This is a genomic window from Lentimicrobiaceae bacterium (assembly GCA_020636745.1).
Classification (GTDB): domain Bacteria; phylum Bacteroidota; class Bacteroidia; order Bacteroidales; family Lentimicrobiaceae; genus Lentimicrobium.
In genome coordinates this window covers 121899-148080 of the sequence record JACJXH010000001.1, presented here as the reverse complement: position 1 = coordinate 148080, position 26182 = coordinate 121899, and the positions used below count along the sequence as shown (strand labels likewise).

The window sequence follows — 26182 nt, the reverse complement described above, 5'->3', positions numbered from 1 at the left end:
TGGGATATATGATGACACCTAATGCCCTCTATTGGGGAGATTTTTTCCAGCATCAGGCTGAAAAAACGCTGTTTGTAAACATGGTTAAAGCGAATAGCTATATTGCCAATCCAAAAGTCGGAATTTTTTGCACAACAGCTTATTATTCCACTGTAGTAAATGCAGATACCTTAATTGCCATATTGGGCAGAGCTGGAATAACCGGCGTTAAGGTTACTTCCGACATGATTGACACGCAGGCAGAGATAAACAACTACAATGTACTTATCTTGGGCGGAAGTGGTCATTCAAACGGAGAACTTAATGCAGGATATGTTACCGTTCAAGGGGTGATTAAAGATTTTGTGCAAAATAATCATGGAGGTGTAATTTTTACAGGTTGGTCAGTTTATACACTTCGAGGTTTTAGCGCACCGGATTATAATGATATGATTCCGGTAGAACTAAATCCTAGTTATGGATATCAACTTGGCTACTCGCTTTTGAAACACCTTCCTTCCGATCCTTTATTTGAGGGTGTTGGCTCATTGGCCTGCACAGGCTATTGTGAATTTCCTGTGGGAAATATCAAGTCAGGAGCTATTGCCTATGGCGGAATTGCTCCATACATTCCATTTGTTTTACCTACTGTAACCACAAGCGCAATTACGACCTATACTTCAAACTCAGCTACCATGGGAGGTAATGTCACAGCAGAAGGTACAACTCCGGTTACCGCAAGAGGAGTTGTGTATTCTTCAACAGACAACACTCCTGAGCTTGGCGAACCAGGGGTTACGGCAGATGCCAATGGGGCAGGCACAGGCAGTTTTAGCAAATCTATTGAAGGACTCACTGCTGGCACTACCTATTTTGTTAGAGCTTATGCCACAAATAGCATAGGTACTAATTACGGCAATCAGGTAAGTTTCACAACTACATCTTGTAGCAACCCGACAAACGGAGGAAGCATCGCCGGAACGCAATCAGGTTGTGCTCCGTTTACGCCTGCAACACTCAACAGTACAGCATTGCCAGGCGGACACAACGGAACACTGGAATTCTTATGGCAAAGCTCAACCATAGGCAGTGGATCTGGTTTTACTGACATCAGCAGCAGTAACTCTGCCTCTTACAGCCCGGGAACCCTTTCTCAAACTACCTGGTTTAAACGTATAGCAAGGGTAACCTGTGCCTCATGGACTGGTGCTGCAGAATCTAATGTAATTCAGGTAACAGTTGAAGCTACACCAATTGCCGGAACACTGGCCAAAACACCAAACGTACTGAACGTTTGTGAAAACGACATCGTTTCTGCTACGCTCACTGCCGGAAACGGCGGCAACGGCACCGACGAACTCGAATTCCGCACCAGCAACGGAACATGGTCAGCATGGGCTGCCTATACTTCTGGAGCGAATATTTCAACTGCTGATTTATCCGGCGTTGAAATCCGCACCCGCCGCACAGCAACTTACTGCGAAAATTCAGCTTACACAACTGTTGGCTGGAATGTAGAAGCCACGCCAATCACCGGAACACTGGCCAAGACACCAAACGTGTTGAACGTTTGTGAAAACGAAATCGTTTCTGCGACGCTGACTGCCGGAAATGGCGGCAACGGCACCGACGAACTCGAATTCCGCACCAACAACGGAACATGGTCGGTATGGGCTGCCTATACTTCTGGAGCAAATATTTCTTGTTGGGGTTTATCAAGTGTTGAGATCCGCACAAGAAGATCTGCCAGTACTTGCGAACCTTCAGTTTACACGGTTGCCACATGGAATGTAAATCCACTACCGGTTCCGGTAATTAATGGCTCAAACAGCGTTTGCTTAAATTCAACAGGCCATACTTATTCAACCGCCGCAAACATGACCAATTATTCATGGGCAATCTCAGCAGGGGGAACAATCACAGCAGGGGCTAACACCAGTACTATTACAGTCAACTGGAACGCAACGGGCGAACAAAGCGTCAGTGTTAATTACATCAATGAAAATGGATGCACAGCTCAAAATGCCACAATTTTTGAGGTAACTGTTAATCCGCTGCCATTACCGAGCATTAACGGCCGAAACTTCCTGTGTGCAGGTACAAGCGGTGAAATTTATACAACAGAGCCTGGCATGACCAACTATTCCTGGACTATATCAGACGGTGGAATAATTACTTCCGGAGCCCTTACCAATACCATTACCGTTACATGGAACAATGATACAAGCCAGGGCCTGAGTGTAAATTATATCAATGAAAACGGATGTACAGCGCCCAGTGCTACCTTTTATGATGTAACAGTCGCTTCTCTACCGGTACCAACAATTACCGGCCCGGCATTTGTTTGTGCCGGCGAATCAGAGGCAACCTATACAACACAATCTTCCATGAGTGGGTATGACTGGTCGGTGTCACCAGGAGGGGTTATTACTTCGGGTAACGGAACCAATCAGATTACCATAACCTGGAATACTGACGGGCCTCAAACCGTTAGTATCAATTACACCAACGCAAATGGATGCACCGCAGAAAATCCTTCTGTGATGGATGTAACTGTCAGACCATTGCCAACTTATTCATTTGACATTTCTGCTACAGAAATATGCTCTGGCGGAACCGTTGATTTTATCAATTACTTCAGCGGTGTGGCACCATGGACAGTTGTTTACTCCTACAATGGAGCTCAATCATCGTTTACCACATCCAATAATCCTGATTACTACTCGGAGGTATTTACAGAAACCACTGAAAACAGGATTATTTCAGTTACCGATGGAAATGGCTGCACTGCCATGATAAATACAGTTACAATCATTACAGTGAATCCTTTGCCGGTTCCGACCATTTCAGGCGCAGCTTTTGTTTGTGAAGGAGCCACTGGAGAAACCTACACCACCGAATCAGGCATGACTGACTACAACTGGGCAGTTTCTGAAGGAGGAACTATTACTTCAGGAGCGGGAACAAACACCATTACTGTAGACTGGAGTGGTGAAGAATCTCAGACTGTAAGTGTTGTATATACAAATGAGAATGGGTGCTCTGCCTTAAATGCATCTGTTCTTGAGATTACAATGAACCCATTACCACAGCCAGAGATCTCAGGTCCTGAATCTGTTTGTGCTGGCACAAATGGCGTAATATACACAACTGATGACCAGATGAGTGACTATAATTGGACAATTTCATCAGGAGGCAGTATCACCTCAGGCAACGGAACTCATGAAATTACTGTTCACTGGTATGTGGCCGGCAATCATGTAATAAATGTAAATTATACCAATTCCAATGCTTGTACTTCGGTTATTCCGGGCATGATAGAAGTTGAGGTGAACCCGCTTCCGGCTGCTGCAGGAACAATTACCGGAACACCAACTGTTTGTGCCGGCACACAAGGAATGGTTTATTCAGTTCCTGCTATTGCGAATGCCAGCATCTGCTTCTGGACACTGCCTGCAGGAGCCGAAATTGTTTCAGGTTTTGGCACCAACTCCATAACAGTTGACTTTAACAATACGGCAAGTTCAGGAATTATCACTGTTAGAGGAGCCAACAGTTGTGGTCAGGGAGCAGCTTCACCCATTTTCCAGGTGCAGGTAAACCCGATTCCTGAAAAACCCGTCATTACACAAATTGGCCAAATCCTTACCAGCAGTGCCACTGAAGGGAACCAATGGTTCTTTAATGGAATTGAAATACCCGGCGCTACCAGCCAACAGATAGAGGCTTTGAACTCAGGCGAATATTCTGTAATGGTTACTCTCGATGGTTGTAATTCCCAAATGTCAGATATTATCACAGTGATAATTACCGGCACCATTGAAAACCTTGCATTGCAGGAAGTGGAAATTTATCCTAACCCGAATCACGGAGAATTTACCTTATCTGTTAGCTCTGAAAAACTGAAGAATATGGATTTGCAGATTCTTACCAGTCTTGGAGTTGTGATATACGAAAAAGCAGATTTAAATGTACAGGGTAAACTGATTGAAAAAATCAAATTATCAGGAATTGCTCCGGGCATTTATTTTGTAAAACTATCAACAAGCGATCAGCAATTGATCAGAAAGGTGATCATTCATTAATCATAACATCAACCCAAAATCAAAAAAGGCTGTTCTTGTTTGGAACAGCCTTTTTTGTAAACAACGGAATGATTGCCATTGAGCACACGTAGTAAAAACAAACCCAAAAAGTTAAGCAACCGTTACATTTACCATCCTTTCAAACTTTTTCGCACCTGTTCCGGCAAAACAGGTGATACGGAAAATCAACAGCGTAAATAGCACACCTTAAATGATATCCCAAATAAAAACTGCCCGGGATAACGGGCAGTTTTTATATTTAATGAAGATTAAAAAGGCCAGAACTGGTTGTCGTACCAGATACTTTCCTTCAACTCTTCGTTCAGCTCATGTAAAATTTTATGATGACCCTTTTCCCAATCAGCAAGCCAGGCAAACAGCTCCTTCTCGTTGGGATCGGTTGCCTCAGCCGCCTGTTTAGAATACACTTCAATGGCTTTGGTTTCCATATCAATGGCTGCTGAAATAGCTGCAGCTTCGAAACTGGCGGCAGATATCTGCTTTTTAATATCTGCTGAAAGAATAGCATCGGCCACACCTGCATCAGATTTAAGCTCAACTTTTGCAAACTTTTTATCCTGGTTGTAGCTTGCAAACTGTTTTGAAAGAAACTCAACATGGGTTTGCTCCTCTTCTGCCATCATTGTGAAAATCTTTTTCACCTCAGGGCTTTCGGTTTGCTGAGCAACTTTTTCATAAAATGCTTTTCCGCGTTTCTCCATCAAAATGGCAGTCTTCAGAATTTCAATTGATTTGTTTTCCATAACTTGTTTTATATGATTTTAAAAATGACCTGCACAACATGACAAACTTAATGAATTTACAGGAGAAAATCTCATGCTTAACCACAGTTTTAACCTTCAATAAACAGTTACGAACTCTATTATGTTTAGTGATTGCCGCAGCATTTAAATCATTAAATTTGTAATTGCAAACCAACTTATTTAAAACAAGCCTACACAAGAATAACTCACTGAATGACTGATTCTAAAGAAATACTTTCCCGATTATTCACTCAATGGAGCGGCGAACAAGCCTCTTCAATCAAATCGCTGCCGGCTTCGGGCTCCGACAGACATTATTTTCGCCTGTCAGGTAACGAAACCAATGCCATAGGCGCATGGAATCCTGATGAAAAAGAAAACAGGGCGTTTGTAGGCTTTAGCAAGCATTTCAGTTCAATCGGGCTTCCCGTGCCAGAGATTTTCGCCTTTCACGAGGATGAGCAGGCCTATATTCAAGCCGACTTGGGCAACGAAACCCTTTTTGATATTTTATCGAACGAAGGAACAAGTGCCCGCGTGAAAGATCTTTACCGGCAAACAGTCAACTGGTTACCCCGGTTTCAGATTGAAGGTGCCCAAGGCCTCAATTTCGACCTTTGCTATCCGCGCAAAGCCTTCGACAGACAATCAATGCTTTGGGATCTGAACTACTTTAAATATTACTTTGTCAGGCTTGCTGGCTTTCCATTTGACGAACAGGCGCTTGAAGATGACTTCGAAAGTCTGATTAATTTCTTAGCCGCTGCCGGTTCTGATTACTTTATGTACCGCGATTTTCAGTCGCGCAATGTCATGATAGCCGGAAACCGCCCTTTTTTCATTGATTATCAGGGAGGCCGCCGCGGTCCCTTGCAATACGACATTGCCTCTCTGCTGTTTGATGCAAAGGCCAACCTGCCCAATGACTTCAGAGAAGAAATGCTACAGCTTTATATCACTGAAGCATCTAAATACACGACGATTGAACCTGAAAGTTTTTCACGATATTACTCAGGATTTGTGCTCATTCGGATTCTTCAGGCACTCGGTGCTTACGGATTCAGAGGATTCTATCAAAAAAAGGAGCACTTTTTGCAAAGTATACCTTTTGCGCTTGACAACCTGAACTATTTGCTTCACTACCGGAATCCGGGTATAAAAATCCCAACACTTGAATCATTACTCCGAAAGTTTATAAACAGTGAAACCCTCAGAAATTACGCCAAACCGGGACTTAAAGTAAGAGTTTGCAGCTTCTCATACAAGGCTGGAATGCCTGAAGATACTTCAGGCAATGGTGGGGGATTTGTTTTTGACTGCCGGGCACTTCCTAACCCAGGCCGACTGGAAGAATACCGTTTATTTACCGGAAAAGATGAAAAAGTAGCTGCCTACCTGGCTTCTCACCACGAAACAAGCTTTTTCCTGAACAACATATATAACCTTGTCGATCAGGCTGTTGAAAACTACATCTCACGCGGATTTCAACACCTGATGGTAAGTTTTGGATGTACCGGCGGGCAGCACAGATCAGTTTACAGTGCCGAACAACTCTGTAAACATTTGAATAACCGGTTTAAAATGAATATTTCACCCGACCATTTACAAAAAGAAAAGTGGCCTGTAAACATCTTATAATCAGGCACAATCCCTTTCAATTCATTTTTGAAACTCAATAAAACCCGAAATCTGTTGCAACTAAAAGCCTTCATTCCGGTTTATCAAAAAAAATACATCTATGAGCAAAACCATGTGTGAAAAAGGCAAAAAAGGAGAAAAAGATACCGATAATCCTAAGTTCAAATGCAAAAAGTGCGGGGCAACTGTCAAAAAGGAAAAACAGGTTTGCAAACCTAAAGAAATTTAACACCATCATTGCTTTTATGAATGAACCATTTGATATAGAACCGTTTAAAGCTGAAGAATCTGTCATCAGACAAACTATAAGCCAGATTCAGAAAGACTTTGGTATGTTTGGAATGGATGTAGACTTTCCGGTCAATATGAATTGTATCTATGAAGACCTGTTCCGCTATCTTGAATACCATATTTCGGGTTTACTTGTCACCAATGTAAACAAACTGATGGCACTGCTCTACCAAATAGATTTAAACGAGAAAACAATTATGGCTTCCTGGGAAGAACACCCGGAATTTACTCATGCGCAGGTGATTGCAGAATTGGTCATATACCGTGAATTAAAAAAAATACTCTTCCGCAACTATTACAAGCATTATAAACTCAAAGAACTCCCTGAAGAATGAAGGCAATGATACTGGCGGCCGGTTTGGGAACCCGCATGAGACCACTTACAGATAATCTGCCCAAAGCCCTGCTCCCCATCGGGAAGTACACGCTGCTTGAATTTGCCATTCTTAAACTAAAGCATGCCGGATTTGACCAAATCATTATCAATGTACACCACTTCCCTCATCTGATTACAAGTTACCTTGCCGAACATAAAAATTTTGGCTGTCAGATTGAAATATCAGATGAAAGCAGCCGCCTGCTTGAGACAGGTGGAGGGATAAAAAAAGCCGCCTGGTTTTTTAAAGATGAAAAAGCAGTTCTGATATACAATGTAGATATTGTTGGTGACCTTGATTTGCAATTGCTATACAAGTATCACAACGAAAGTAATAACATTGCCACGCTGGTACTTCGCCGGCGACAGACCACACGTTATTTACTCTTTAATAATCAAATGCAATTACGTGCATGGCAAAATGTTGCTACCGGAGAACAACGAGTCGCCCTTCAAACCAATGAAACACTTCAGGCATTCGCTTTTAGTGGTATTCATATGATTAATCCGGCGTTGGTGGATTACATGCAGCATGATGATACTTTCTCTGTAATTGACACTTACCTGAATATAGCCGGAAAATTAAATGTGGGTGGATATGTGGATGAAAGTCCCTTATGGGCCGATGCAGGTAAGCCCCGGAGCCTGGAAGATGCTTCGAAAATAGCTGCCGGGATGAAGTTATAAGCTTCAAAATGCTTTTCATGCGGCGAAAATAGTATTTGGCTGTATATTTCTGAATTTGCTGACCAATAATTATATAATTTTATAAGCATTGTTATACATCGCAAAATGTCATAAAGCAAAGGCTTCAGACAAAGGGCAAAGCAATATAAATACTTATGAGCCAGGCTTTCCTTGAACAAGTAGCTAATAAAATTAAAAACAACTTTCCTGAAAAAGGCAACCGCCTGTGCGTAGTTATGCCCAATCGCAGGGCCGGACTATTTCTCAAACGCTACCTTGCACCTGCCGATCAGAAACCGGTATGGGCTCCTGCTGTTTTCTCAGTAGAAGATTTTTTCGCGCATGTATCTGGCCTGGCCATACCAGACACTCTTGGCCTGATGCTGGGACTGTATGAAGCTCACTTAAAAGTAGAGCAAACTTCTGCCCAGTCCTTTGATGAATTTACAAGCTGGGGACGAGGTTTGTTGCGCGATTTTGACGAAACAGACCATTATCTGGTCAATCCGGAAAGCATGTTTCACTTCCTGAGCGAAACCAAAGCCCTGAGCCTGTGGAATATGGATGAGCGCCCACTCACCAGTTTCGAACAGCAATATCTTCAATTTTTCAACTCTCTTCCCGCTTATTATCAGGTTTTTTCCGAAAATCTGCTCAATCAGCAACAGGCTTACCACGGGCTAGCCTGCCGGAAAGTAGCTGAGCAACCCGATAAATATCTGAAAAATACACCCTGGGACCATTTTATTTTTGCCGGTTTTAATGCCATTACTCCTGCCCAGCTCCATTTAATCAGGCACCTTATCAGTAACGGTACAGCAGAAGTGATTTGGGATGCAGATGCACATTACATCAACGACCCGATACAGGAAGCTGGCCGATTTCTGCGACAATATAAAAATGACCGTTCCTTAGGTGAGTTTGGAGAAATTTCCGATTTTTTTTCCCATGGCAAAAAGGAGATTAACATTGCCGGCGTTCCACGCAATACAGGACAAGCCAGGCTTGCAGGAACACTTGTAAAAGCACTCATGAACGGTGGAGATCCTGATATACTCAGCAAAACAGCCGTTGTGCTGGCAGATGAATCATTGCTGCTGCCTTTACTCAATGCCATTCCTGCCGAAGCCGGACAGTTTAACATTACCATGGGTTATCCTCTTCAGTTTGCCCCCCTCTATAAGTTTTTCGAAAGGCTGATGATGATGCATGCCAACGCTTCTGCCGGCAAAAATAAAACTGAGGCCTATTTTTACTACAAAGATATTCGCGCTGTGTTACAACACGCATATTTCCCGTTCATTATCGACCCAAAAGCATTACAAATAGCAGTTGCAAATCTGCAAACGGCCCGAAACCCTTTTTTGTGTATCTCTGACCTCATCAGTCAAACCAACACTGAAGTGATTATTCCGGAATCGTTAAAAATCATTTTCGAAAAAATCACCTCTCCTGCAAACTTAACCCATCTTATCATCAGGGTTATTGACATGTTCAGAAGTGCCATGACCGGTAAAAATGAGGAGAATGCCTGGCAGAATACAGATATAGAAATATTATACAATCTGGCTGTAATTGCCAACAGGTTGCATACGCTGACATCTGAATCCGGCATTATTACCTCATTCTCAACGCTTCATTCCCTCTTCAGGGAAATGGCTTCATCCACTCCTGTGGCCTTTTATGGCGAGCCACTCAAAGGTATACAGGTGATGGGAATGCTTGAAACCCGAACGCTCGACTTCGAAAATGTAATTTTGCTGTCAGTCAATGAAGACACTCTCCCGGCTAAAAAATCATTCAATTCATTCATTCCTTTTGATGTAAGGCAACATTTTGGCATGCCAACCCATCAGGACCAGCAGGCTGTTTATGCTTATCATTTTTACCGCCTGTTGCAACGAAGCAAAAAAACATGGCTGATATACAACTCCGAATCAGATGAACTTGGCGGTGGTGAAAAAAGCAGATTTATCAGTCAGATCACATATGAACTGCCACGGATAAATCCCGAAATCCGCATTCAGGAGTATAAACTCTCTCAAGGAGCAAGCTTGAATGAATCAAGTGCCATTTCCATATCAAAGGATGAAACTATCCTTCAGAAACTTGGCGAGCTTTCAAAAAAAGGCCTCTCTCCTACTGCCCTGAATAAATACCTGAACTGCACACTCCGGTTTTATTTTACCTACATCCTGAAGCTAAGCGAGCCGGAAGAAGCCGAAGAAACCATGGATTACCGCACACTTGGCAATATCGTACATGATGTGATGTATGAATTTTTCCTGCCATTCACCGGAATGGTTCCCGACAGAGCATCACTCACATCACTGATTCAAAAAATACCAGGTGCCATTGAAAAATCAGTTGATAAATATTTTAATGGCGGCGAGATTACCCTCGGGCGCAACCTCCTCATTATTAAAGTGGCAGAAGTTTGGATTCGCAGATTGATTGAAACAGAAATCAGCGAAACAGAAACCCGTGCTGAAAAACTAACCATCATTGCACTGGAAGAAACCCTTGAAAAAGAAATGCTGCTTCAGGATGCCCAATCAGAAGAAAGGGTGATTAAACTGAAAGGAACCGCTGACCGCATCGACAGAACGGGTAATCAGATCAGAATAATTGATTATAAAACTGGTAAAGTTGAACAACGGGATATCAAGATTAAGCACCCCGGCGATCTTTTCGACCAGGAAAAACCCTTAAAGGAAAAAGCTTTTCAGCTTTTGTTCTATATGCTGCTGGCCCGTGATAATGATAAAATAAAGCAAACACAGCCGGGGCTGAAGGCTGGCATTATCAGTTTCAGATCATTAAATCAGGGATTTATACCACTGTTAATTGAAGGAACAGATATTGAAACAGCGCTTCATGATTTTGAAGAAAACCTGAAAGAGATGCTACTTGAATTATTTAATACGGAAATCCCTTTTAAACAAACATTGAAAACAGAAAACTGCTCTATTTGCCCTTTCAAACCGATTTGCCATAAAGGAGAAGAAAACAAAGCCTGGTAATTCATGCAAAAAACTAAAATATATAGCCAACGCGAAGAAAAGGCTAATTACCTTACTCATGCTTTGGGCGTAATTATCGCCATAGCCGCAACAATTATATTGGTGCAAAAAGGCCTGAAGGCTGATAACGGGTGGGCAGTTCTGGCCTACTCCATCTACGGTTTTGGGATGTTTATCTGCATGCTGTCATCTACCGTTTACCATTATGTTCAACAAGCTGAATTAAAGGCTTTGCTGCGCCATTTTGATCATGGCAACATCTATGTGCTTATCGCAGCCAGTTACTCTCCACTTACCTTGATATTGCTCCGAAATGAAGGTATCTGGGGCTGGGGTCTTTTTTTCTTTATATGGCTATTTGCCTTTATAGGCATTGGCTTGAATTTTCGTAAACTCAAAGCCAACAACCATCTTAAAACAGCTTCGTATGTACTTATGGGCTTGTCCCTATTTATAGCCATCAAGCCACTGATTGATGTAGCGCAAACCAAAAATTGCCTCGATGTTTTATATTGGCTGGGAGCTGGAGGCGTGTTTTATATTGCAGGTTCATTCTTTTATGCACTGGCCCGGCATGAGTTTGTTCATGCAGTGTTCCATGTCTTTGTGCTATTGGGATTAATATGTCATATAATCGCAAACTACCTTATTCCGCTATAAAGCAGGAATAATATTTTAATTGCCGGCCGCATTCTTTGAACTTGCAGTAGCAGAGATAATCAACAATTCAGGATTCTTAATCAAAATTTTATTATTTTTGATTATAGTATGATAATAGTAAAGTCGTTGGCAGTATCGTAATTCATAGACCCGGACTCAAAGATGGAAATAAGATATCAGATATTTAAGGAAGATGAACTTTTTATTCAAAAATTCACAGGCCTTTTTTTGCCTGATGACTATGTAAAGTATAGCAAGCACATATCAGAATATCTTGCCTCAGGTTCAGTCAAAAAAGTATTGATTGACTTTAGAGATTTATTATTTGGCGAAACAAATGATGTTATGCCTCCTGCCCTGAAGGAGAACGTTGACAAAATGGTTGCATTTAGAAAAAAAATAAACAACAGGGAGCATACTGGCAAGAAAGTGAAAATTGTAATTTGGGTTGACAAGCCACTGCCCACAGTAATTGTACACCTGTTTGTTAACAAATTTTCAGACTCAGACTATAATTATTGCTCAACAGAAGCTAAAGCAATAGAAATGCTGGATTTAAAAATTATTGACAAGGCACTTGAATCTAAAATAAAACACCTTGAGCACTCCTTTATCAGCCATTAAACCACAAACAAACACGCCTTTTACAAAAGCTGCAACAGCTTAATACACATCATTTTACAAACCTCAACTATTCATAAATCCATCATCAGCTTCACAAAAGGGCATTCGTTTTATACTGAATGAACTTCAGGAATAAGAATATATTTTTTGCGTTAAATGAAATCTGCATAAACATGGCAAAAGATAACTTTATGTTGTATTTTTGAACAAAAACGCATGGTATTATTACTTATTTACCTCTTTCTTGCACTCATCGTATCCTTCCTCTGTTCCATCATGGAATCCGTATTGCTTTCCACACCTCAATCTTTTCTTATTGTGAAGCAAGAAAACGGGAACAAATGGGCAAAATCATTCCTTCACCTTAAATCAAATATTGACAAACCACTTTCGGCCATTCTTTCATTAAATACAGTTGCTCATACCATCGGAGCGGCCGGAGTCGGAGCGCAGGCAGTTAAAGTATTTGGCGAAGCCTCTTTCGGTATTGTATCAGCCGTACTCACCATACTGATACTCGTAATCACGGAAATCATCCCCAAAACGATTGGGGCCAGGTATTGGAGGAGCCTGGCAAAAATTTCCGATCTGGTTATAAAAGCAATGATTTTCATTACTTATCCGTTGGTAGTCTTATCCGGGCTGGTCACCAAAATGATTACCTCCCATAAACAACAACAAACGACCAGCAGAGAAGAAATTGCTGCATTGACAAATATTGGCGCCGACGAAGGCGTTTTTTCAAGTAAAGAGCATAAAATCATTCATAATTTGCTCAGGCTTAAAAACGTAAAAGTGGCGGAAATCATGACACCACGGGTGGTAGTCGCCGTTGCAGATGAAACGCTTCCACTGAGCGATTTTCTAAAAAACAAGGACTATCTGAAGTTCTCACGCATTCCCGTATATTCCGAAAACGATGAGAACATTACAGGCTATGTTTTCAGACAAACAGTTTTTGAAAAGCTTGCCGAGGACCACCACGAATTAAAACTCAATGACATCAAGCGTGAAATTGTCATAGTTCCCAACACTATTGTTTTATTTACTTTATGGGAAAAACTTCTCGAAAAAAAAGAACACATTGCACTTATTGTTGATGAATATGGCGGTATGGATGGAATTGTTACAATGGAAGATATCATTGAAACCTTGCTTGGGCTGGAAATTATTGATGAAAAAGACACCATAACCGATATGCAGAAATTTGCGAAGGACAGATGGAAGGAAAGACAGGCCAAATACAATACACTGGACAAGCTCAACAATCCCAAAGTCGGATCACCCGATTGAGAATAACAGCAACGAATAAACTGTTTGAAACTCATTTTTCAAATAGTTTTTTATGAATGAGAAAGTAGCTTTTTACGATATTTTCAGAATTGAAAACAGCAAAGTTGTAGAACACTGGGATACCATTGAAAAAATCATTCCTGAATCTGAAGCTAAAAATCCGAACGGAAAATTCAATTTTTAATAATTTGCACAAATTGTTGCAGGATGCACCAATGCCTTTCGCCTAAAAGCCGAAGGGCATTCTGCTATAATACAATTACCGGCCTTAGGGTAATAGTTTAATCTTCCTTGGTTTTCTGCTGTCTAACAAGTAAGATAATACTTTTTTTGCCTTACAGATTTTTAGGACACTGATATTACAAATCCTTTCAAAAAGGAGCGTGCTTTTTGAAAGAATTTATAATAAAAACGGAATGATTATGTAAATGATGTACCTATGTTATAGGTATAAAAAAGGAAAAGCCTGTAACTGGTTAAATTACAGGCTTTTTTACTCCTCATTGGCGGTCCGGACGGGACTCGAACCCGCGACCCCGTGCGTGACAGGCACGTATTCTAACCAACTGAACTACCGAACCAATATTTTTTTAAAGAACTTGTCTCAAATGAGAGTGCAAATATAGAGCCTTTTTCTGAATCTGCAAGGGCCTGCAAATATTTTTTTCATTTTTTTTAGCCCTTCCGGCCGACTTTAAAGGCAAATGCCTGAATTACAATTTAAAAGTATCCAAAAAAAAATTAAAAAAAAACCAGGAATACTTTCTATTCATTGACTTTTTCATAGTTCTGGCAACCACAAGAGCTGAAATGAGAACCCTTAGTGGTTACTTTCCATCAATAATAACTGAACCTGGTTTTTTAGCATCCATAAAAATGAGCTTGGCATTTGGCGAAGTAGCAATAGCTTTGATCATTTCGTACTGCAGCAATTTATCGCTCAAGCCAGTACTCAGTATCCGCTGATAATCGGCTATTCCCTGTGCTTCTACTCTTTTGCGCTCTGCTTCCTGTTTTTCCTTTTGAAGCACAAACGTCATTTTTTGCGCTTCCTGTTCAGCGTTTATTTTTGATTCAATAGTCGTTTTCACCGACTCAGGCAAAGTTATATTACGAACGAGCAATTGCTCAAGAATCAGTCCCCGCATCTTAAAATCAGTCTCAATAGATTTAAAAATCCTGCTCTGAAACTCGTCGCGTTTGGTTGAATAGAGCGCAACAGCATCATAATACACAGCATTATCCCTGATTTTGGTACGGCACAACGGCCTTACAATAGTATTCCTGTAGTCAACGCCCAGTTCCCTGAGAATACGCGGCGTTTCCGAAGGAACAACTTTATAAAGAACAGTAAGGTCAATCACCACCTCTAGTCCGTCAGCAGAAAGCACCCTGATGGCATCGTCGCCTGATTTATCGCCCTCGTCGTTGACGCCTGACATGGTATAGTTTTGTGTCCTGATATCAAACGGCACAACTTTCACCAGTGGATTTATAATATTCAGTCCGCTTTCAAGCGTATTATCACTTACTTTTCCAAACAGTTTTTGTACTCCCACCTGCCCGGGTTCAATCTGATAAACAGCTGAAAAAGCTGCTCCAAGCACCAAAAGAACAATTCCAATGACTTTTACAGTGCCTACATAGCGTTTTATAGGAGAATCAACCCCTCCAAGAATAAAACCTACCAAAAGAACAATAATCCCCAATACAATAGCGACCATATTGATACAATTTTTATGTTAATAATGAAAAAAATAGCATGTTGTAAATATAGCAAAAGCACTGACAATCTGTATATTTGATATGAAGAAGTTATAACTTGAACTCCTCAGGATAAAGACCAATTAAAAAACCAGCATAATTAACAGTTATTCAAGGCATTGACAACAAACAAACAAATCAAAAAGCACAAATAAAGAGCTTTCATTTGTTCAGACCGCTCACAATACCCATCATTAACTGTAGAAATCATGACCAGAGTTCAACAACAACAGACAAAAACTGTTTATCATAAAAATTGAAAGCCATGCCTGATTTTAATAAAGGAGTGATTCAGTTCCGTCAAAACGATTTTGAAGCCAACCGCCAGCATTTTGAGGAAATAGGACGGCAACAAAGTCCTCATACGCTTTTCATAGGATGTTCTGACTCCAGAGTAGTGCCATCGCTTATTACCCAAACAATGCCTGGCGAATTGTTTATCATCCGGAATATTGCCAATCTGGTGCCGATGTATCGGGAGTCTGGCGAGTTTCTGGCAACAACTTCAGCCATTGAATATGCCGTTAAAATACTCAACATCAGCAATATTATCATTTGCGGGCACTCCAACTGCGGAGGATGTGCCGCCCTTTATGAGTCAACTGAGCGGCTTTCAACCATTCCCCATACGCGGCGCTGGCTCGAGTTAGCCATGCCGGTAAAAGAAAAAGTATTGAAAGTAATAGGCAACACCGATCATGCAGCCCGCGAATGGCTTACCGAGCAAATGAATGTAGTGGAGCAATTGGGGCATCTGATGACCTATCCTTATATCAAAGACCGTGTTGAACAGGGCACTTTAAAACTTATTGGCTGGCACTACATGATTCATACAGGAAATATTTATGAATACCATCAGGACTCAGGGCAGTTTGAACTTATTGACCAATAATTGCAAATAGCTAGCTATACGCAAATCTTATTCACGCATATTGAAGAAAACGAAAATGCGATTGATTACTTTTGTTGTAAATACGCTAACTGATTAAAAATATCACCAACTAAAACACTGAACTAATCATGTCCAAAATCATTGAAGCACCCTCTATCATTAAAGCTGCCGGCAACAAGGAAAAACGTATTGAAGAATATATTGGCCGTGTAAACAGCGGCAACACTGAAGTGAGCATTGCCCGTATGCTAAGCGAAGCAGGCTGGACAGAACCGGGGCAGTGTCCCGGGTTTGCCGAATACACAATAGTGCTCAGGGGTACTTTGCAGGTTACAACCAAAAAAGAAGTGCTTGAAGTAAAAGCAGGGCAGGCTTTTGTTGCAGAGCCCAACGAATGGATTCAGTACAGCACTCCTTTCGAAGGTGGCGCAGAGTACATCGCAGTTTGCCTGCCCGCCTTCTCGCCCGATGGTGTTCACCGGGACGAATAAAGGAATTTTAAACTGTATTTATATTAGATAATATCCGACTATCTTCCTTTAAGATTACAGCACTGATAATGCTTAAACGGCAGTGAAGATTTATTCTGCTGCGCGCCTGAAATGTGGAAACTGGCTTTACTTGCAAAGCTTAATTTCTTTACCTTACTTTGCGCGAAAAAATATGAAGCAAACTTTCTACCTCATCTTACTGATTTTAACCTCCTTATCCATACCAAACCAACTTTATTCTCAGGAAAATACCAACCCATATAAATTATCGGTATCGGGCTTTGTTCGGGCCGACGCCATTTTTGACAGCAGACAGGTAGTAGAAGCCCGCGAAGGATTTTTGCTTTTCTACCCCCAAAAGCCAGTTTTTGATGCCAATGGAAAAGATATAAATGCCAGGCCGTCCTTTAACCAGTATGCCATGACAAGCAGACTGACGGCCAAAGCAACAGGGCCCGATGTGATGGGAGCCAAAGTTTTTGCAATCATTGAAAGTGACTTTACTGGTGCATCCAACAGCGAAAATAACAGTTTCCGGTTGCGTCACGCTTACATTTCACTGCAGTGGACAAAAACACGTTTACTCATTGGCCAGTATTGGCATCCGCTCGATATTCCCGAAATGATTCCTAACGTTTTATCGCTCAACACAGGAGCTCCGTTTCATTCATTCAGCCGCCAGCCACAGATGCGCATTGATTATAAAACCGGCAAATTCAATCTGGTGGCAGCAGCCACTTCGCAGCGAGATTATGTAAATGCCGGACCTTCGGGCAGCAGTTCAATTTACCTTCGCAACAGCATTATACCCAATCTTCATGGGCAAATACAGTTCAAAAACGCAAATATCTTTGCCGGCATAGCTGTTGATTATAAAATACTTACACCCAGAATAGTTACTGACAGTCTTTTTGTGGCAAACGAAGCGCTCAATTGTGTATCCTACTCCGGATTCATCAACTATACAACCGGAAAACTAAATATAAAGACGCAGTACACCTACGGACAAGCCTTAAACGACCACCTGATGATGGGCGGGTTTGCAGTTAGCCATACCGATGCAACAACCAACAAAAACGAATACAGTCCGATAAGTTTTCAGTCAATATGGGTAAACACAACATTCAATGCTGAAAGCTGGCGTCCGTCACTTTTCCTTGGCCTGACCAAAAACCTGGGAGCTGATGAGACTATAACCGGCCCCATATATGCCCGTGGCGCAAACATTGACTATGTATACCGCATTGCCCCAATGATTACTTACATCAGTGGCAAATTCAGCCTGACTGGTGAAATTGAATACACTGTGGCAGCTTTTGGCGTGAGTGATGATAAATTCAAAGTAGTCAACAGTTCAGAAACCGGCAATGTGAGGATTGGACTGGGCGCCGTTTACAGCTTCTGATAATAAAAATACCGTATTCCTGTAAATAAAATGCAAAAGCCGGCTGCGCTTTAAATAACGTGGAATTCGCGCTGCCTCATTGCTTCAAACACAAGCACGGCCGTTGAAACGGATACATTTAGCGAATCGATACTGCCGAGCATGGGAATAATGACACGCTTATCGCAGAAATCAATCCATTTTGCTGTAAGGCCGTCGGCTTCAGTTCCCATCACAAAAGCGGTTGGGTTCTGATAATTAAACTGATGATAGGGAGCAGAAGCTTTCAGTTCGGCCGCATAACTTTTTATCTCCTTATCTTTGAGCCACTTCTGTGCCTCATCAGTAGAACAGGCCACCACCTGCCGCGAAAAAACGCATCCAACACCCGAACGTATAACATTCGGATTATAAATATCTGTTAACGGATCACATACAATCACAGCATCCACATCAGCCGCATCTGCAGTGCGCAAAATAGCACCAAGGTTACCAGGCTTTTCAACGGCTTCGAGAATGATTACAAGTGGATTGTTGCGCAGTTTCACATCTTCAAGCTTTAACCAACGGGGTTCGAGCAAGGCAATGCATCCATCCGAGCCTTCGCGGTAAGCCAGTTTCTCAAATACATTCTGGCTAACAACAGTAACCGGGGCCTCCCCTGCTACCTTTTTGTAATCGTGAACATCTGCAATCTCAGGACAGACATAAAATTCGCAAATATTAAAGCCGTTGGCTACTGCTATGGCAGTTTCACGCAAACCTTCCACCACAACCCGGTTCTGCCTGCGTCTTTCGCGCGATTTCTGCTGTAAAAGCACAAGATTTTTGATTCTCGGGTTTTGAACACTGGTAATCGGGTCGGCCATGGTTGATTGATTGAGGTATATACAGAGCAAAATTAGAGAAAATTCGCATCTTTGCACTTTAGTTTCATTCCGAAAGGAAAATTGCCTGAACGTAAAATCCGCAAATTATGATTAAATCACTAAGTCCCGCTAACTGGATTGACTACGAACTGATTGACACAGGGAACTTTGAGAAACTGGAACGTTTCGGGAATCAAGTGGTTACCCGCCCCGAACCTCAGGCTGTTTGGGACAAGTCCTTGACTGATGCAGAATGGCAAAAACGCTCACAGGCCATTTTTCGCAAGGAAAAAAACGATCCGGAAAAAGGGAAGTGGTTTTTAAACAAAGGTTGCAGGGAACAATGGCACATCGATTATAAATACAAATCGATGAAGTTAAAGTTGCGACTGGGGCTAACCAGTTTCAGACATATTGGTGTATTTCCGGAGCAGGGTGATAACTGGGATTTTATATACGACCGCATCAAAACGATGAAAATGGAACGGCCCAGAGTGCTCAATCTATTTGCTTATACAGGCGGCGCTTCTTTGGCAGCCTGTGCCGCCGGAGCCGATGTTTCACATGTTGATTCAGTGAAACCTGTGATAACCTGGGCTCGCGAGAACATGGAATCGAGCGGGCTTGACAACATCCGGTGGATTGTTGAGGATGCACTTAAATTTGTCAAAAGGGAAGTTCGCAGGGGCAGCAAATACAGCGGTATTATTCTTGACCCTCCAGCTTACGGCCGTGGTGCAGATGGCGAAAAATGGGTCCTGGAGGAAAATATCAACGAAATGATTAAGCTTTGCAGCGAACTGCTTGAACCCAAAGAAAATTTCCTGATTATGAGCCTCTATTCCATGGGCTTTTCATCCATGATTGGTGAAAACCTGATTAAGTCAGCCTTTGGTAATCAACCCAACCTGGAGTCGGGCGAACTTTTTTTACAGGACAACTTTGGTAAAAAACTACCATTGGGAACAATCGTAAGATTTAGCAATCCCTGACCAGGTAATTACGAAACAGCTTAAAAGGCCGTACCTTATTCCGGCTTCATTTACTTGAGAACCGTGTGCAAAAACAATGATAAACATTAGCTCAGTTTCATCAGAATAGCATAAACCACCGGACAAATTTCAGCATTTTTCAATGACAGCTTTAACAGTTGATAGAACCGGGCCCGGTTGGTGTGCGGGTATTCACTGCATGCCCTGGGACGATGACTGTATACATGGCAATAATTCTCCCCATCAATAAAAGGGCACGGAGCAGAAGTAAACACATAATCGCCATCTTCATCCATCTGCAAGTGCCTGGTAACAATCTCCGAAGGCCTCATTTTAAGTTTCAGCGAAAGTTGCGCCACATCATTGTGACTCATAGCCGGACTGATACTCCGGCAACAGTTAGCACATAAGAGGCAGTCAAAAACTTCAAAGGCATCATGATGCAAAGAATGCACAACTTTATCAAGTTCGCGTGGATTAAACTTAGCAAGTTTCTGCGTGGTTTTTTCAAGCAACTTCCGGTTAACCGCCACAAGTGATTTAAGTTCGCCGGGCCGCGGAATATCACTTAGCTTAACAGACAGTTTAGTTAAATCCTCTCTGTTGCTTGATTTCATTGTATGCTGCATTCAACTGTTGAAACTTCTCTTTGGCCGCCTTCTGCACATCTTCTCCAAGGTGTGTTACCTTGTCGGGATGATATTTTAACGCCATTTTGCGATATGCTTTTTTTACTTCTTCATCAGTGGCATCTGGTGTAATTTCAAGGATTTTGTAAGCACTGGTAGTATCCTTGATGAACATGGCCTGAATGGAATTAAAGTCATTTTGCCTGATACCCATATGCAAACACATCCTTTTGAGTACTTCGGCTTCAGCCGGATGCGGCTCTCCATCGGCAGAGGCAACACCAAAAAGAAAATGCACCAATTGTAAACGCGATGGATACTCCATATTTTCCTGTATCTGTTCGCAAATTTCATCCACTTCAAGTTCCTGCCTCAGAATTTCGCGCAAAAGCAATAGCAAACGCTCAGCTTCTGTTTCACCAAACTGGGCAAGTAAAAACTGTTTTACAAAAGACAACTCTGATTTCAGGATTTTTCCATCGGCTTTCATGATGGCTGCAATCATCACCAAAAGGCTCACCTTGAAGTCGCCTTCCTGCGTGGGAGTAAATCCTTTATGCTCATAATCCCCACTTTGCATACTATCGAACATCGAACCAAAAACAAAGCCCAGAATACCTCCTATTGGTCCGCCAAGCGCCCAGCCCAGACCGCCACCAATCCATTTGCCAAATCTTGTAAAAGCCATAAAATCAATAATAATTAAGAAGTTTATCTTGTTTGAATTCTAAAAAAGAAGCTTGTATAAAAAGCACATACTGATTTCATAAAAAGCCTCTCAATGTTCCTGCCATGCAAAAAAAATAACTGGCAGCATCCCATAATTATTGAATGCAGCCAGTTTGCAAAATTATAAAAGTAAATGCAGGCCTATACAATATTTTCACTTAAAGGCAATCCAAACTCCTCCCGCATGCTTATATTGAGCTTTTCAAGCTCACTCAGAACAGGTTGATAAATTTCGGGGATAACAGGCCTGAAAACACCCTTAACAGTTATTTCTCCTTTAAGAATCATTTCAGCAGCGATGGCAGCGGGCAAAGCAACTGTGCGGGCGATGGACGTATCAGTGGCTGGCGAGCCATAATCAAGCATTCTTGAACGTATTACTTCTTTTGAACCATTGGCATAAGCAGCCACAAAAGTATGCTGCATAACCACCATGTCGCGCTCAAAGGTCTCAAGTTGCATTTTGTCAATCATCAAATCACTGGTTACCTCAAATGCAGAATCAACATTTCTGAGCATAGGCTTGTTTTCAAAAAGCCCCAACCATTCCATCGCTTGAATAGCAACTGAATCTTCAGGCACACTCAGATATCCGGCCACCATTGCTTTTATATTCCCCTCATTTTCAGCACCTATCTGGCGAGCCACAAGTTGAGCAAAGGTAAGATCAGTTAAATCAATCTTATCGTATGAAATCAGGTTTAAACGTTTTAAGGCATCCATAATTTCGCACCAGCCAGGAAACCTGAATGTTCCGCGCATCATGTTCTTAACTTCCGGAATTCCATAAATGCTGATATATGAAATGGAGTCACGGTTAGGATAAATATCAAGATTGCCCACACTGCTAAAGTTGATAGTCAGGGGATTTCTGAACAACTGGGCTGTCGGAACAAGAACTTCCCCGCCATTTTTCAGAAACCTTGCATCATTATTACCCGCCATAACAACCCCTTTAGGGCTCCACGAAAACTTATACCTGAATGGATTTGTAGCCGCTTCCGGCGCAGGCAATGCGCCACAAACACTATAAAACTCTTCAACTTTTCCACCTCTTGCATGAATATGATCAATAACCCTCATCGCCGACATATGATCAATTCCCGGGTCGAGCCCCATTTCGTTCAATATAACAATACCCGCTTCTTTGGCAGGAATATCAAGCGCCTCCATTTCAGGTTTTACATACGAGGTGGTAACCATGTTACGGCGAAGGGCCACACAAAGTCTGGCTACCTGAACATGAAACATATAGGGCAGCAAACTTACGACCAAATCATGTTGTTCAATACATTCGCCAAGTGCGGATTCATCATGCACATTTAAGGCAATAGCCACTGCATTTGGATGATTTTCAATAAGTTCAGCAGCTTTATGTTGCAAAATATCAGCCACAGTCAATCGGTATCCTTTTCCGAGCAAATGCCTGATAAGAGGCCTGGCCACAAGCCCGGCACCAAGAATTAATATCTTTTCCATTTCTGAATATCGTTATTTCATTATTTATTACCGATTACTTGAGCTTTAGCATAATATTTCAGGCAAGTTTATCGATAAATTGCTGAAGATAATTATAGTCAGCCGTAAGCTTACCATTATGCAGAATCAATGCTTTTTTAATTGCACGTGGCAGTTCAAGATCGTCATAAGGTTCATGAAAATCGCAATCGGCTATATGCTTCACAAAATTAAAAAGAGCATCTGCAAAACCGGCTGAAGAATCGCGGGGCAGTTCACTAGGCAAAATATCAACCGCCATCACCATCATACCTTCTCCTTTAAAACCCATAACAGGTAATCTTGTTGCGGGATTATAAATAAAAACAGGATTTTCTATTTCGGTTCCTTTGTGTGTAATTTCAATACTTCCATTTATATCGCAAGAAACATCTCCGATAACCGAAAGTTTCGGCCGGCCTGATTGAAAGGCTTTTTCCAGGTAGTCTTTTGTAACAATCCTGGGGTATCTCATATCCCAATACATACAATTCATCAATAGCGAAAGATGAGGGATATATTGCTCGAAAACACTGTGATATTTTTCGGGCTCTTTGTAATAGTTATGCAATTCAAATAACAGGCCATCGTTATGCGCCGAAAGATGCTCCTCCTTAAAAACGATTTTATAGATTAAATTATCGGGCAACAGATTGCGGCTGCTGAGGTTTAAAAGCTTTTCGGGCGAAATCTCTTTAACAGGAAGCAGACCTAATATCTCCTGAGCGCCCTGCGAAACATTCCCATAACCGGTAAAACCAACAGTAAAGGGCCGGAGCGCAGCTGGCATTCCCTGTTCGGCAATCTCCTGCCCAACCTCTGAAATAAGTTTTTTGGCTTCATCAAGCGAATGATAAAAATGGGCTTGTTGTATTCTTAGAAAAGGCGTGTCAAAACCATATTCCTTTAATCTGACCCCAAGCGCCCACAACGAATTAATCATTCCGGCAAAACCGGCATACCGACCAAAGAAAATAAGACGCCTCCCCTGTTCATCCACAATCTTTTCGTAATCAATCAAATTGCACTTTAAATCCATCATTCTTTTTAGCATGGGCATATTTTGTGCTTGTCCTTTAATTACATGCGAAAAAAACACATAAGTTTTATCGGGCTGAAAGAATGAAACCGGAATTTCTTTGACTCCAAGAATAATACTGCAATCATCCAGATTTTCGGAAACCTTAGCCCCCGCTTCCAAATACTCCTTGTCATCGAAAATTCTTTTAGCAGATGCCTGAACAACAATGTCGAGTTGCTTTTCCTTTATTAAACGCCCAACATGACGGGGAGTAAGGGGCGCACGTCTTTCCATTGCATACTTGTCTTCATGGCGGATTCCGATAAATTTACTCATAATATTTATGTTAAATGAGAGATTTATATAACGATAAGATAACAAACATAAGAAAATTAGTCCATTATAACATCATTTCCCCTGTGGTAAATTCAAATGCTATGGTAAAAAAAAGAAAAAATCAACTTAAAAACAGGGCATGATAGAAAAAAATATTTTGTTAGGTTTGCAAAAGATTCCACATTGCAAGTTACAGGTATGTCAACCAAAAAGTCCGTCTTTCGCAAATTGCTCAAACTGCTCCGGTTGATTGTATTTTTCTTCATTATTTCAACCATAGCTGTAACTATTATTTACAGGTTTGTGCGTCCTCCGGCTACGCCCTTGATGATGATAAGGCTGATTGAGCAATGGTCGGACGGTGAAAAAACCAAACTATCGAAGGATTGGATACCTTTAGAAGATATTTCGCCCAACATGATTCAGGCTGTGGTGGCATCAGAAGACAATAACTTTTTGATGCACAATGGCATTGATTTCGAAGCTGTAAAAAAAGCTCGGGAACTCAATAAAAAGCGGAAACGCCTGATAGGTGCCAGCACCATTTCGCAGCAAACTGCCAAAAACGTATTTTTATGGCCCGATCGCACCTGGCTAAGAAAAGGAATGGAAGTTTACTTTACCGGTTTGATTGAAATATTCTGGGGCAAACGGCGAATTATGGAGGTTTACCTGAATGTGATTGAGATGGGCGATGGCATTTATGGTGTTGAAATGGCCTCGCAACTTTATTTCAAAAAACCGGCATCCGACCTGAGTAAGGCAGAAGCAGCCCTGATTGCTGCCGTTCTGCCCAATCCGCGCCGCTGGAGCCCGGCACATCCGACCAGTTACATACAGCAAAAACAACAGCGCATTATGCGGGCTATGAGCAGAATTGGGAAAGTAGAGTTTTAGTTCCAATCATCAAACACCTTCCCTATACAGATTAATTCCAAATTACAGCGCCGCCATGGAAAGTAAATTAGCTGGCATTATTTTTGAATTTTCGAAAATGCCGGCATACAATTCCATGAGGCCGGTACACAATACCTTAAACAACATCGGTTTCTTCATTCATTTGCATCCTTTATTTGATTCAACAATTTTAAAAGAATGATTTTGACACAAACAAACCACTGACGAACATGAGAAAAAAGCTACCACTTCTGCTTTTACTGGCAGCCCTGCTTCAACTAAGCAGCTTTGCCCAGCTTAAATCAAATCTAGTATTTTTTACCGAACAAGGTGAAAGGTTTACAGTTATCCTGAACGGGATCAGGCAAAACCCCACACCAGAAACCAATGTAAAAGTTACAGATCTGATTGCCCCCAACTATAAACTTAAAGTAATATTTGACGACCCGGCATTGGGCGAAATTGACAAAAACCTGATGTTTAATCAGGGTTACGAAACCACTTTTTCGGTAAAACGCAACAACAAAAACGAATATGTGGTTCGCTGGATGAACGAAGTGCCCATTGCGCAGGCATTACCACCTGCGCCCGGCCAGCAGGTTGTTGTTTACACCACACAGGCAGCCCCCGCCGCTCCTGTAACTTACACCCAGACAACAACTACAGTAACTGATACATATGCCGAGCCTCAAGAGGGAAATGTATCGATGGGTATCAATATCAACGACCCTGAGCTGGGAGTCAATTTCAATATGAATGTTAATGGAGGAAGCATCAATACCGGATCGCAGGTTACTACAACACAAACTACCACATCCTACTCCACCACAACCACAACCGGTGGATATCAGCAGGCACCGCCTACACAACAGATGCAGCAAACATATGTAATGCCAGGCTACAATGGTCCTGTTGGTTGTCCTTATCCAATGCATCCGGGAGATTTCCAGAGTGTAAAACAATCCATTGCCAGCAAATCGTTCGACGATACGCGATTAACCATCGCAAAGCAGGTCATATCTTCAAATTGCCTGTTGAGCGACCAGGTGAAGGAAATCATGCTGCTCTTTACCTTTGAGGATACCCGCCTCGAACTGGCTAAATATGCCTATGGATACACTTATGACATTGGCAATTATTACCGGTTAAACGATGCTTTTACTTTTGAATCAAGCATTGAGGAACTAAATGATTATATGAACGGATATCGCCGATAATTTTCACCAAAATCAGATAATTAAAAAGGCCGGAATCAAATGAC

At 41.8% G+C, this 26182-nt stretch carries 21 protein-coding genes and 1 tRNA gene; 14 read left to right on the top strand and 8 right to left on the bottom strand.

The window, feature by feature from the left end:
• Positions 1-8 precede the first annotated feature (8 nt).
• On the top strand, positions 9-4064 hold the full coding sequence (locus H6541_00630; protein MCB9014278.1) for a T9SS type A sorting domain-containing protein: 4056 nt from the start codon (positions 9-11) through the stop codon (positions 4062-4064).
• A 269-nt stretch (positions 4065-4333) separates the two neighbouring features.
• Here the strand turns inward: H6541_00630 and H6541_00625 are convergent, their stop codons facing one another.
• On the bottom strand, positions 4334-4828 hold the full coding sequence (locus tag H6541_00625) for a ferritin family protein (GenBank protein MCB9014277.1): 495 nt from the start codon (positions 4826-4828) through the stop codon (positions 4334-4336).
• 213 nt (positions 4829-5041) lie between these two features.
• On the opposite strand from H6541_00625, the gene H6541_00620 reads away from it, so the two are divergent.
• The 7 genes from H6541_00620 to H6541_00590 all read left to right on the top strand — a co-directional run bounded on the left by H6541_00620 (position 5042) and on the right by H6541_00590 (position 13420).
• Positions 5042-6466: a phosphotransferase gene (locus H6541_00620; GenBank protein ID MCB9014276.1), complete on the top strand. Its 1425-nt coding sequence runs from the start codon at positions 5042-5044 to the stop codon at positions 6464-6466.
• Between the two features lie 245 nt (positions 6467-6711).
• Positions 6712-7092, top strand: coding sequence for a hypothetical protein (locus H6541_00615; protein ID MCB9014275.1), 381 nt, complete (start codon positions 6712-6714; stop codon positions 7090-7092).
• Positions 7089-7820: a nucleotidyltransferase family protein gene (locus tag H6541_00610; GenBank protein ID MCB9014274.1), complete on the top strand. Its 732-nt coding sequence runs from the start codon at positions 7089-7091 to the stop codon at positions 7818-7820. The genes H6541_00615 and H6541_00610 overlap by 4 nt, the downstream gene beginning before the upstream one ends.
• 155 nt (positions 7821-7975) lie before the next feature.
• The gene (locus H6541_00605; GenBank protein ID MCB9014273.1) at positions 7976-10843 is read left to right on the top strand and encodes a PD-(D/E)XK nuclease family protein; all 2868 of its coding nucleotides are present in this window, start codon (positions 7976-7978) and stop codon (positions 10841-10843) included.
• A gap of 3 nt (positions 10844-10846) precedes the next feature.
• Positions 10847-11503, top strand: a complete 657-nt coding sequence (locus tag H6541_00600; protein ID MCB9014272.1) for a hemolysin III family protein — start codon at positions 10847-10849, stop codon at positions 11501-11503.
• Positions 11504-11665: 162 nt separating this feature from the next.
• The gene (locus tag H6541_00595; protein ID MCB9014271.1) at positions 11666-12127 is read left to right on the top strand and encodes a hypothetical protein; all 462 of its coding nucleotides are present in this window, start codon (positions 11666-11668) and stop codon (positions 12125-12127) included.
• A 216-nt stretch (positions 12128-12343) separates the two neighbouring features.
• On the top strand, positions 12344-13420 hold the full coding sequence (locus tag H6541_00590; protein ID MCB9014270.1) for an HlyC/CorC family transporter: 1077 nt from the start codon (positions 12344-12346) through the stop codon (positions 13418-13420).
• 504 nt (positions 13421-13924) lie between these two features.
• Here H6541_00590 and H6541_00585 read toward each other — a convergent pair.
• Both H6541_00585 and H6541_00580 read right to left on the bottom strand, forming a co-directional pair.
• A tRNA-Asp gene (locus H6541_00585) sits at positions 13925-14001 on the bottom strand.
• 246 nt (positions 14002-14247) lie between these two features.
• Positions 14248-15144 carry a prohibitin family protein gene (locus tag H6541_00580; protein ID MCB9014269.1) on the bottom strand — a complete coding sequence of 299 codons (897 nt, stop codon included), beginning with the start codon at positions 15142-15144 and terminating at the stop codon, positions 14248-14250.
• A gap of 305 nt (positions 15145-15449) precedes the next feature.
• Here H6541_00580 and H6541_00575 point away from each other — a divergent pair, with 305 nt between their 5' ends.
• From H6541_00575 to H6541_00565, 3 genes are all read left to right on the top strand, one after another.
• A complete protein-coding gene (locus tag H6541_00575) occupies positions 15450-16076 on the top strand; it encodes a carbonic anhydrase (protein ID MCB9014268.1) in 627 nt (208 codons plus the stop codon).
• 128 nt (positions 16077-16204) lie between these two features.
• Positions 16205-16567 carry a cupin gene (locus H6541_00570; protein MCB9014267.1) on the top strand — a complete coding sequence of 121 codons (363 nt, stop codon included), beginning with the start codon at positions 16205-16207 and terminating at the stop codon, positions 16565-16567.
• A 172-nt stretch (positions 16568-16739) separates the two neighbouring features.
• Positions 16740-17972 (top strand): hypothetical protein, encoded by a 1233-nt coding sequence (locus H6541_00565; GenBank protein ID MCB9014266.1) that lies wholly within the window; start codon positions 16740-16742, stop codon positions 17970-17972.
• A 50-nt stretch (positions 17973-18022) separates the two neighbouring features.
• On the opposite strand, the gene H6541_00560 is transcribed toward H6541_00565, so the two are convergent.
• The gene (locus tag H6541_00560) at positions 18023-18820 is read right to left on the bottom strand and encodes an RNA methyltransferase (GenBank protein MCB9014265.1); all 798 of its coding nucleotides are present in this window, start codon (positions 18818-18820) and stop codon (positions 18023-18025) included.
• Positions 18821-18927: 107 nt separating this feature from the next.
• Between H6541_00560 and H6541_00555 the strand changes: the two genes are divergently transcribed.
• Positions 18928-19812 (top strand): class I SAM-dependent methyltransferase, encoded by an 885-nt coding sequence (locus tag H6541_00555; protein ID MCB9014264.1) that lies wholly within the window; start codon positions 18928-18930, stop codon positions 19810-19812.
• An 86-nt stretch (positions 19813-19898) separates the two neighbouring features.
• Here H6541_00555 and H6541_00550 read toward each other — a convergent pair whose 3' ends face one another.
• The 4 genes from H6541_00550 to H6541_00535 form a co-directional block, all read right to left on the bottom strand.
• Positions 19899-20429, bottom strand: a complete 531-nt coding sequence (locus H6541_00550) for a YkgJ family cysteine cluster protein (protein ID MCB9014263.1) — start codon at positions 20427-20429, stop codon at positions 19899-19901.
• Positions 20398-21129: a TerB family tellurite resistance protein gene (locus H6541_00545; GenBank protein ID MCB9014262.1), complete on the bottom strand. Its 732-nt coding sequence runs from the start codon at positions 21127-21129 to the stop codon at positions 20398-20400. The genes H6541_00550 and H6541_00545 overlap by 32 nt, the downstream gene beginning before the upstream one ends.
• A gap of 182 nt (positions 21130-21311) precedes the next feature.
• Positions 21312-22649 carry a saccharopine dehydrogenase NADP-binding domain-containing protein gene (locus H6541_00540; GenBank protein ID MCB9014261.1) on the bottom strand — a complete coding sequence of 446 codons (1338 nt, stop codon included), beginning with the start codon at positions 22647-22649 and terminating at the stop codon, positions 21312-21314.
• A gap of 58 nt (positions 22650-22707) precedes the next feature.
• Positions 22708-24024 carry a hypothetical protein gene (locus H6541_00535; protein MCB9014260.1) on the bottom strand — a complete coding sequence of 439 codons (1317 nt, stop codon included), beginning with the start codon at positions 24022-24024 and terminating at the stop codon, positions 22708-22710.
• Between the two features lie 198 nt (positions 24025-24222).
• Between H6541_00535 and mtgA the strand changes: the two genes are divergently transcribed.
• Both mtgA and H6541_00525 read left to right on the top strand, forming a co-directional pair.
• The gene (gene mtgA / locus H6541_00530; GenBank protein ID MCB9014259.1) at positions 24223-24921 is read left to right on the top strand and encodes a monofunctional biosynthetic peptidoglycan transglycosylase; all 699 of its coding nucleotides are present in this window, start codon (positions 24223-24225) and stop codon (positions 24919-24921) included.
• 230 nt (positions 24922-25151) lie between these two features.
• Complete coding sequence (locus H6541_00525) at positions 25152-26138, top strand: DUF4476 domain-containing protein (GenBank protein MCB9014258.1); 987 nt, start codon at positions 25152-25154, stop codon at positions 26136-26138.
• Positions 26139-26182 lie beyond the last annotated feature (44 nt).

Excerpts from the sequence above, each read along its gene's own strand:
- H6541_00630 (MCB9014278.1), top strand. The coding sequence starts at position 9 with ATGATGACACCTAATGCCCTCTATTGGGGAGATTTTTTCCAGCATCAG.
- H6541_00625 (MCB9014277.1), bottom strand. The coding sequence starts at position 4,828 with ATGGAAAACAAATCAATTGAAATTCTGAAGACTGCCATTTTGATGGAG.
- H6541_00620 (MCB9014276.1), top strand. The coding sequence starts at position 5,042 with ATGACTGATTCTAAAGAAATACTTTCCCGATTATTCACTCAATGGAGC.
- H6541_00615 (MCB9014275.1), top strand. The coding sequence starts at position 6,712 with ATGAATGAACCATTTGATATAGAACCGTTTAAAGCTGAAGAATCTGTC.
- H6541_00610 (MCB9014274.1), top strand. The coding sequence starts at position 7,089 with ATGAAGGCAATGATACTGGCGGCCGGTTTGGGAACCCGCATGAGACCA.
- H6541_00605 (MCB9014273.1), top strand. The coding sequence starts at position 7,976 with ATGAGCCAGGCTTTCCTTGAACAAGTAGCTAATAAAATTAAAAACAAC.
- H6541_00600 (MCB9014272.1), top strand. The coding sequence starts at position 10,847 with ATGCAAAAAACTAAAATATATAGCCAACGCGAAGAAAAGGCTAATTAC.
- H6541_00595 (MCB9014271.1), top strand. The coding sequence starts at position 11,666 with ATGGAAATAAGATATCAGATATTTAAGGAAGATGAACTTTTTATTCAA.
- H6541_00590 (MCB9014270.1), top strand. The coding sequence starts at position 12,344 with ATGGTATTATTACTTATTTACCTCTTTCTTGCACTCATCGTATCCTTC.
- H6541_00580 (MCB9014269.1), bottom strand. The coding sequence starts at position 15,144 with ATGGTCGCTATTGTATTGGGGATTATTGTTCTTTTGGTAGGTTTTATT.
- H6541_00575 (MCB9014268.1), top strand. The coding sequence starts at position 15,450 with ATGCCTGATTTTAATAAAGGAGTGATTCAGTTCCGTCAAAACGATTTT.
- H6541_00570 (MCB9014267.1), top strand. The coding sequence starts at position 16,205 with ATGTCCAAAATCATTGAAGCACCCTCTATCATTAAAGCTGCCGGCAAC.
- H6541_00565 (MCB9014266.1), top strand. The coding sequence starts at position 16,740 with ATGAAGCAAACTTTCTACCTCATCTTACTGATTTTAACCTCCTTATCC.
- H6541_00560 (MCB9014265.1), bottom strand. The coding sequence starts at position 18,820 with ATGGCCGACCCGATTACCAGTGTTCAAAACCCGAGAATCAAAAATCTT.
- H6541_00555 (MCB9014264.1), top strand. The coding sequence starts at position 18,928 with ATGATTAAATCACTAAGTCCCGCTAACTGGATTGACTACGAACTGATT.
- H6541_00550 (MCB9014263.1), bottom strand. The coding sequence starts at position 20,429 with ATGAAATCAAGCAACAGAGAGGATTTAACTAAACTGTCTGTTAAGCTA.
- H6541_00545 (MCB9014262.1), bottom strand. The coding sequence starts at position 21,129 with ATGGCTTTTACAAGATTTGGCAAATGGATTGGTGGCGGTCTGGGCTGG.
- H6541_00540 (MCB9014261.1), bottom strand. The coding sequence starts at position 22,649 with ATGGAAAAGATATTAATTCTTGGTGCCGGGCTTGTGGCCAGGCCTCTT.
- H6541_00535 (MCB9014260.1), bottom strand. The coding sequence starts at position 24,024 with ATGAGTAAATTTATCGGAATCCGCCATGAAGACAAGTATGCAATGGAA.
- mtgA (MCB9014259.1), top strand. The coding sequence starts at position 24,223 with ATGTCAACCAAAAAGTCCGTCTTTCGCAAATTGCTCAAACTGCTCCGG.
- H6541_00525 (MCB9014258.1), top strand. The coding sequence starts at position 25,152 with ATGAGAAAAAAGCTACCACTTCTGCTTTTACTGGCAGCCCTGCTTCAA.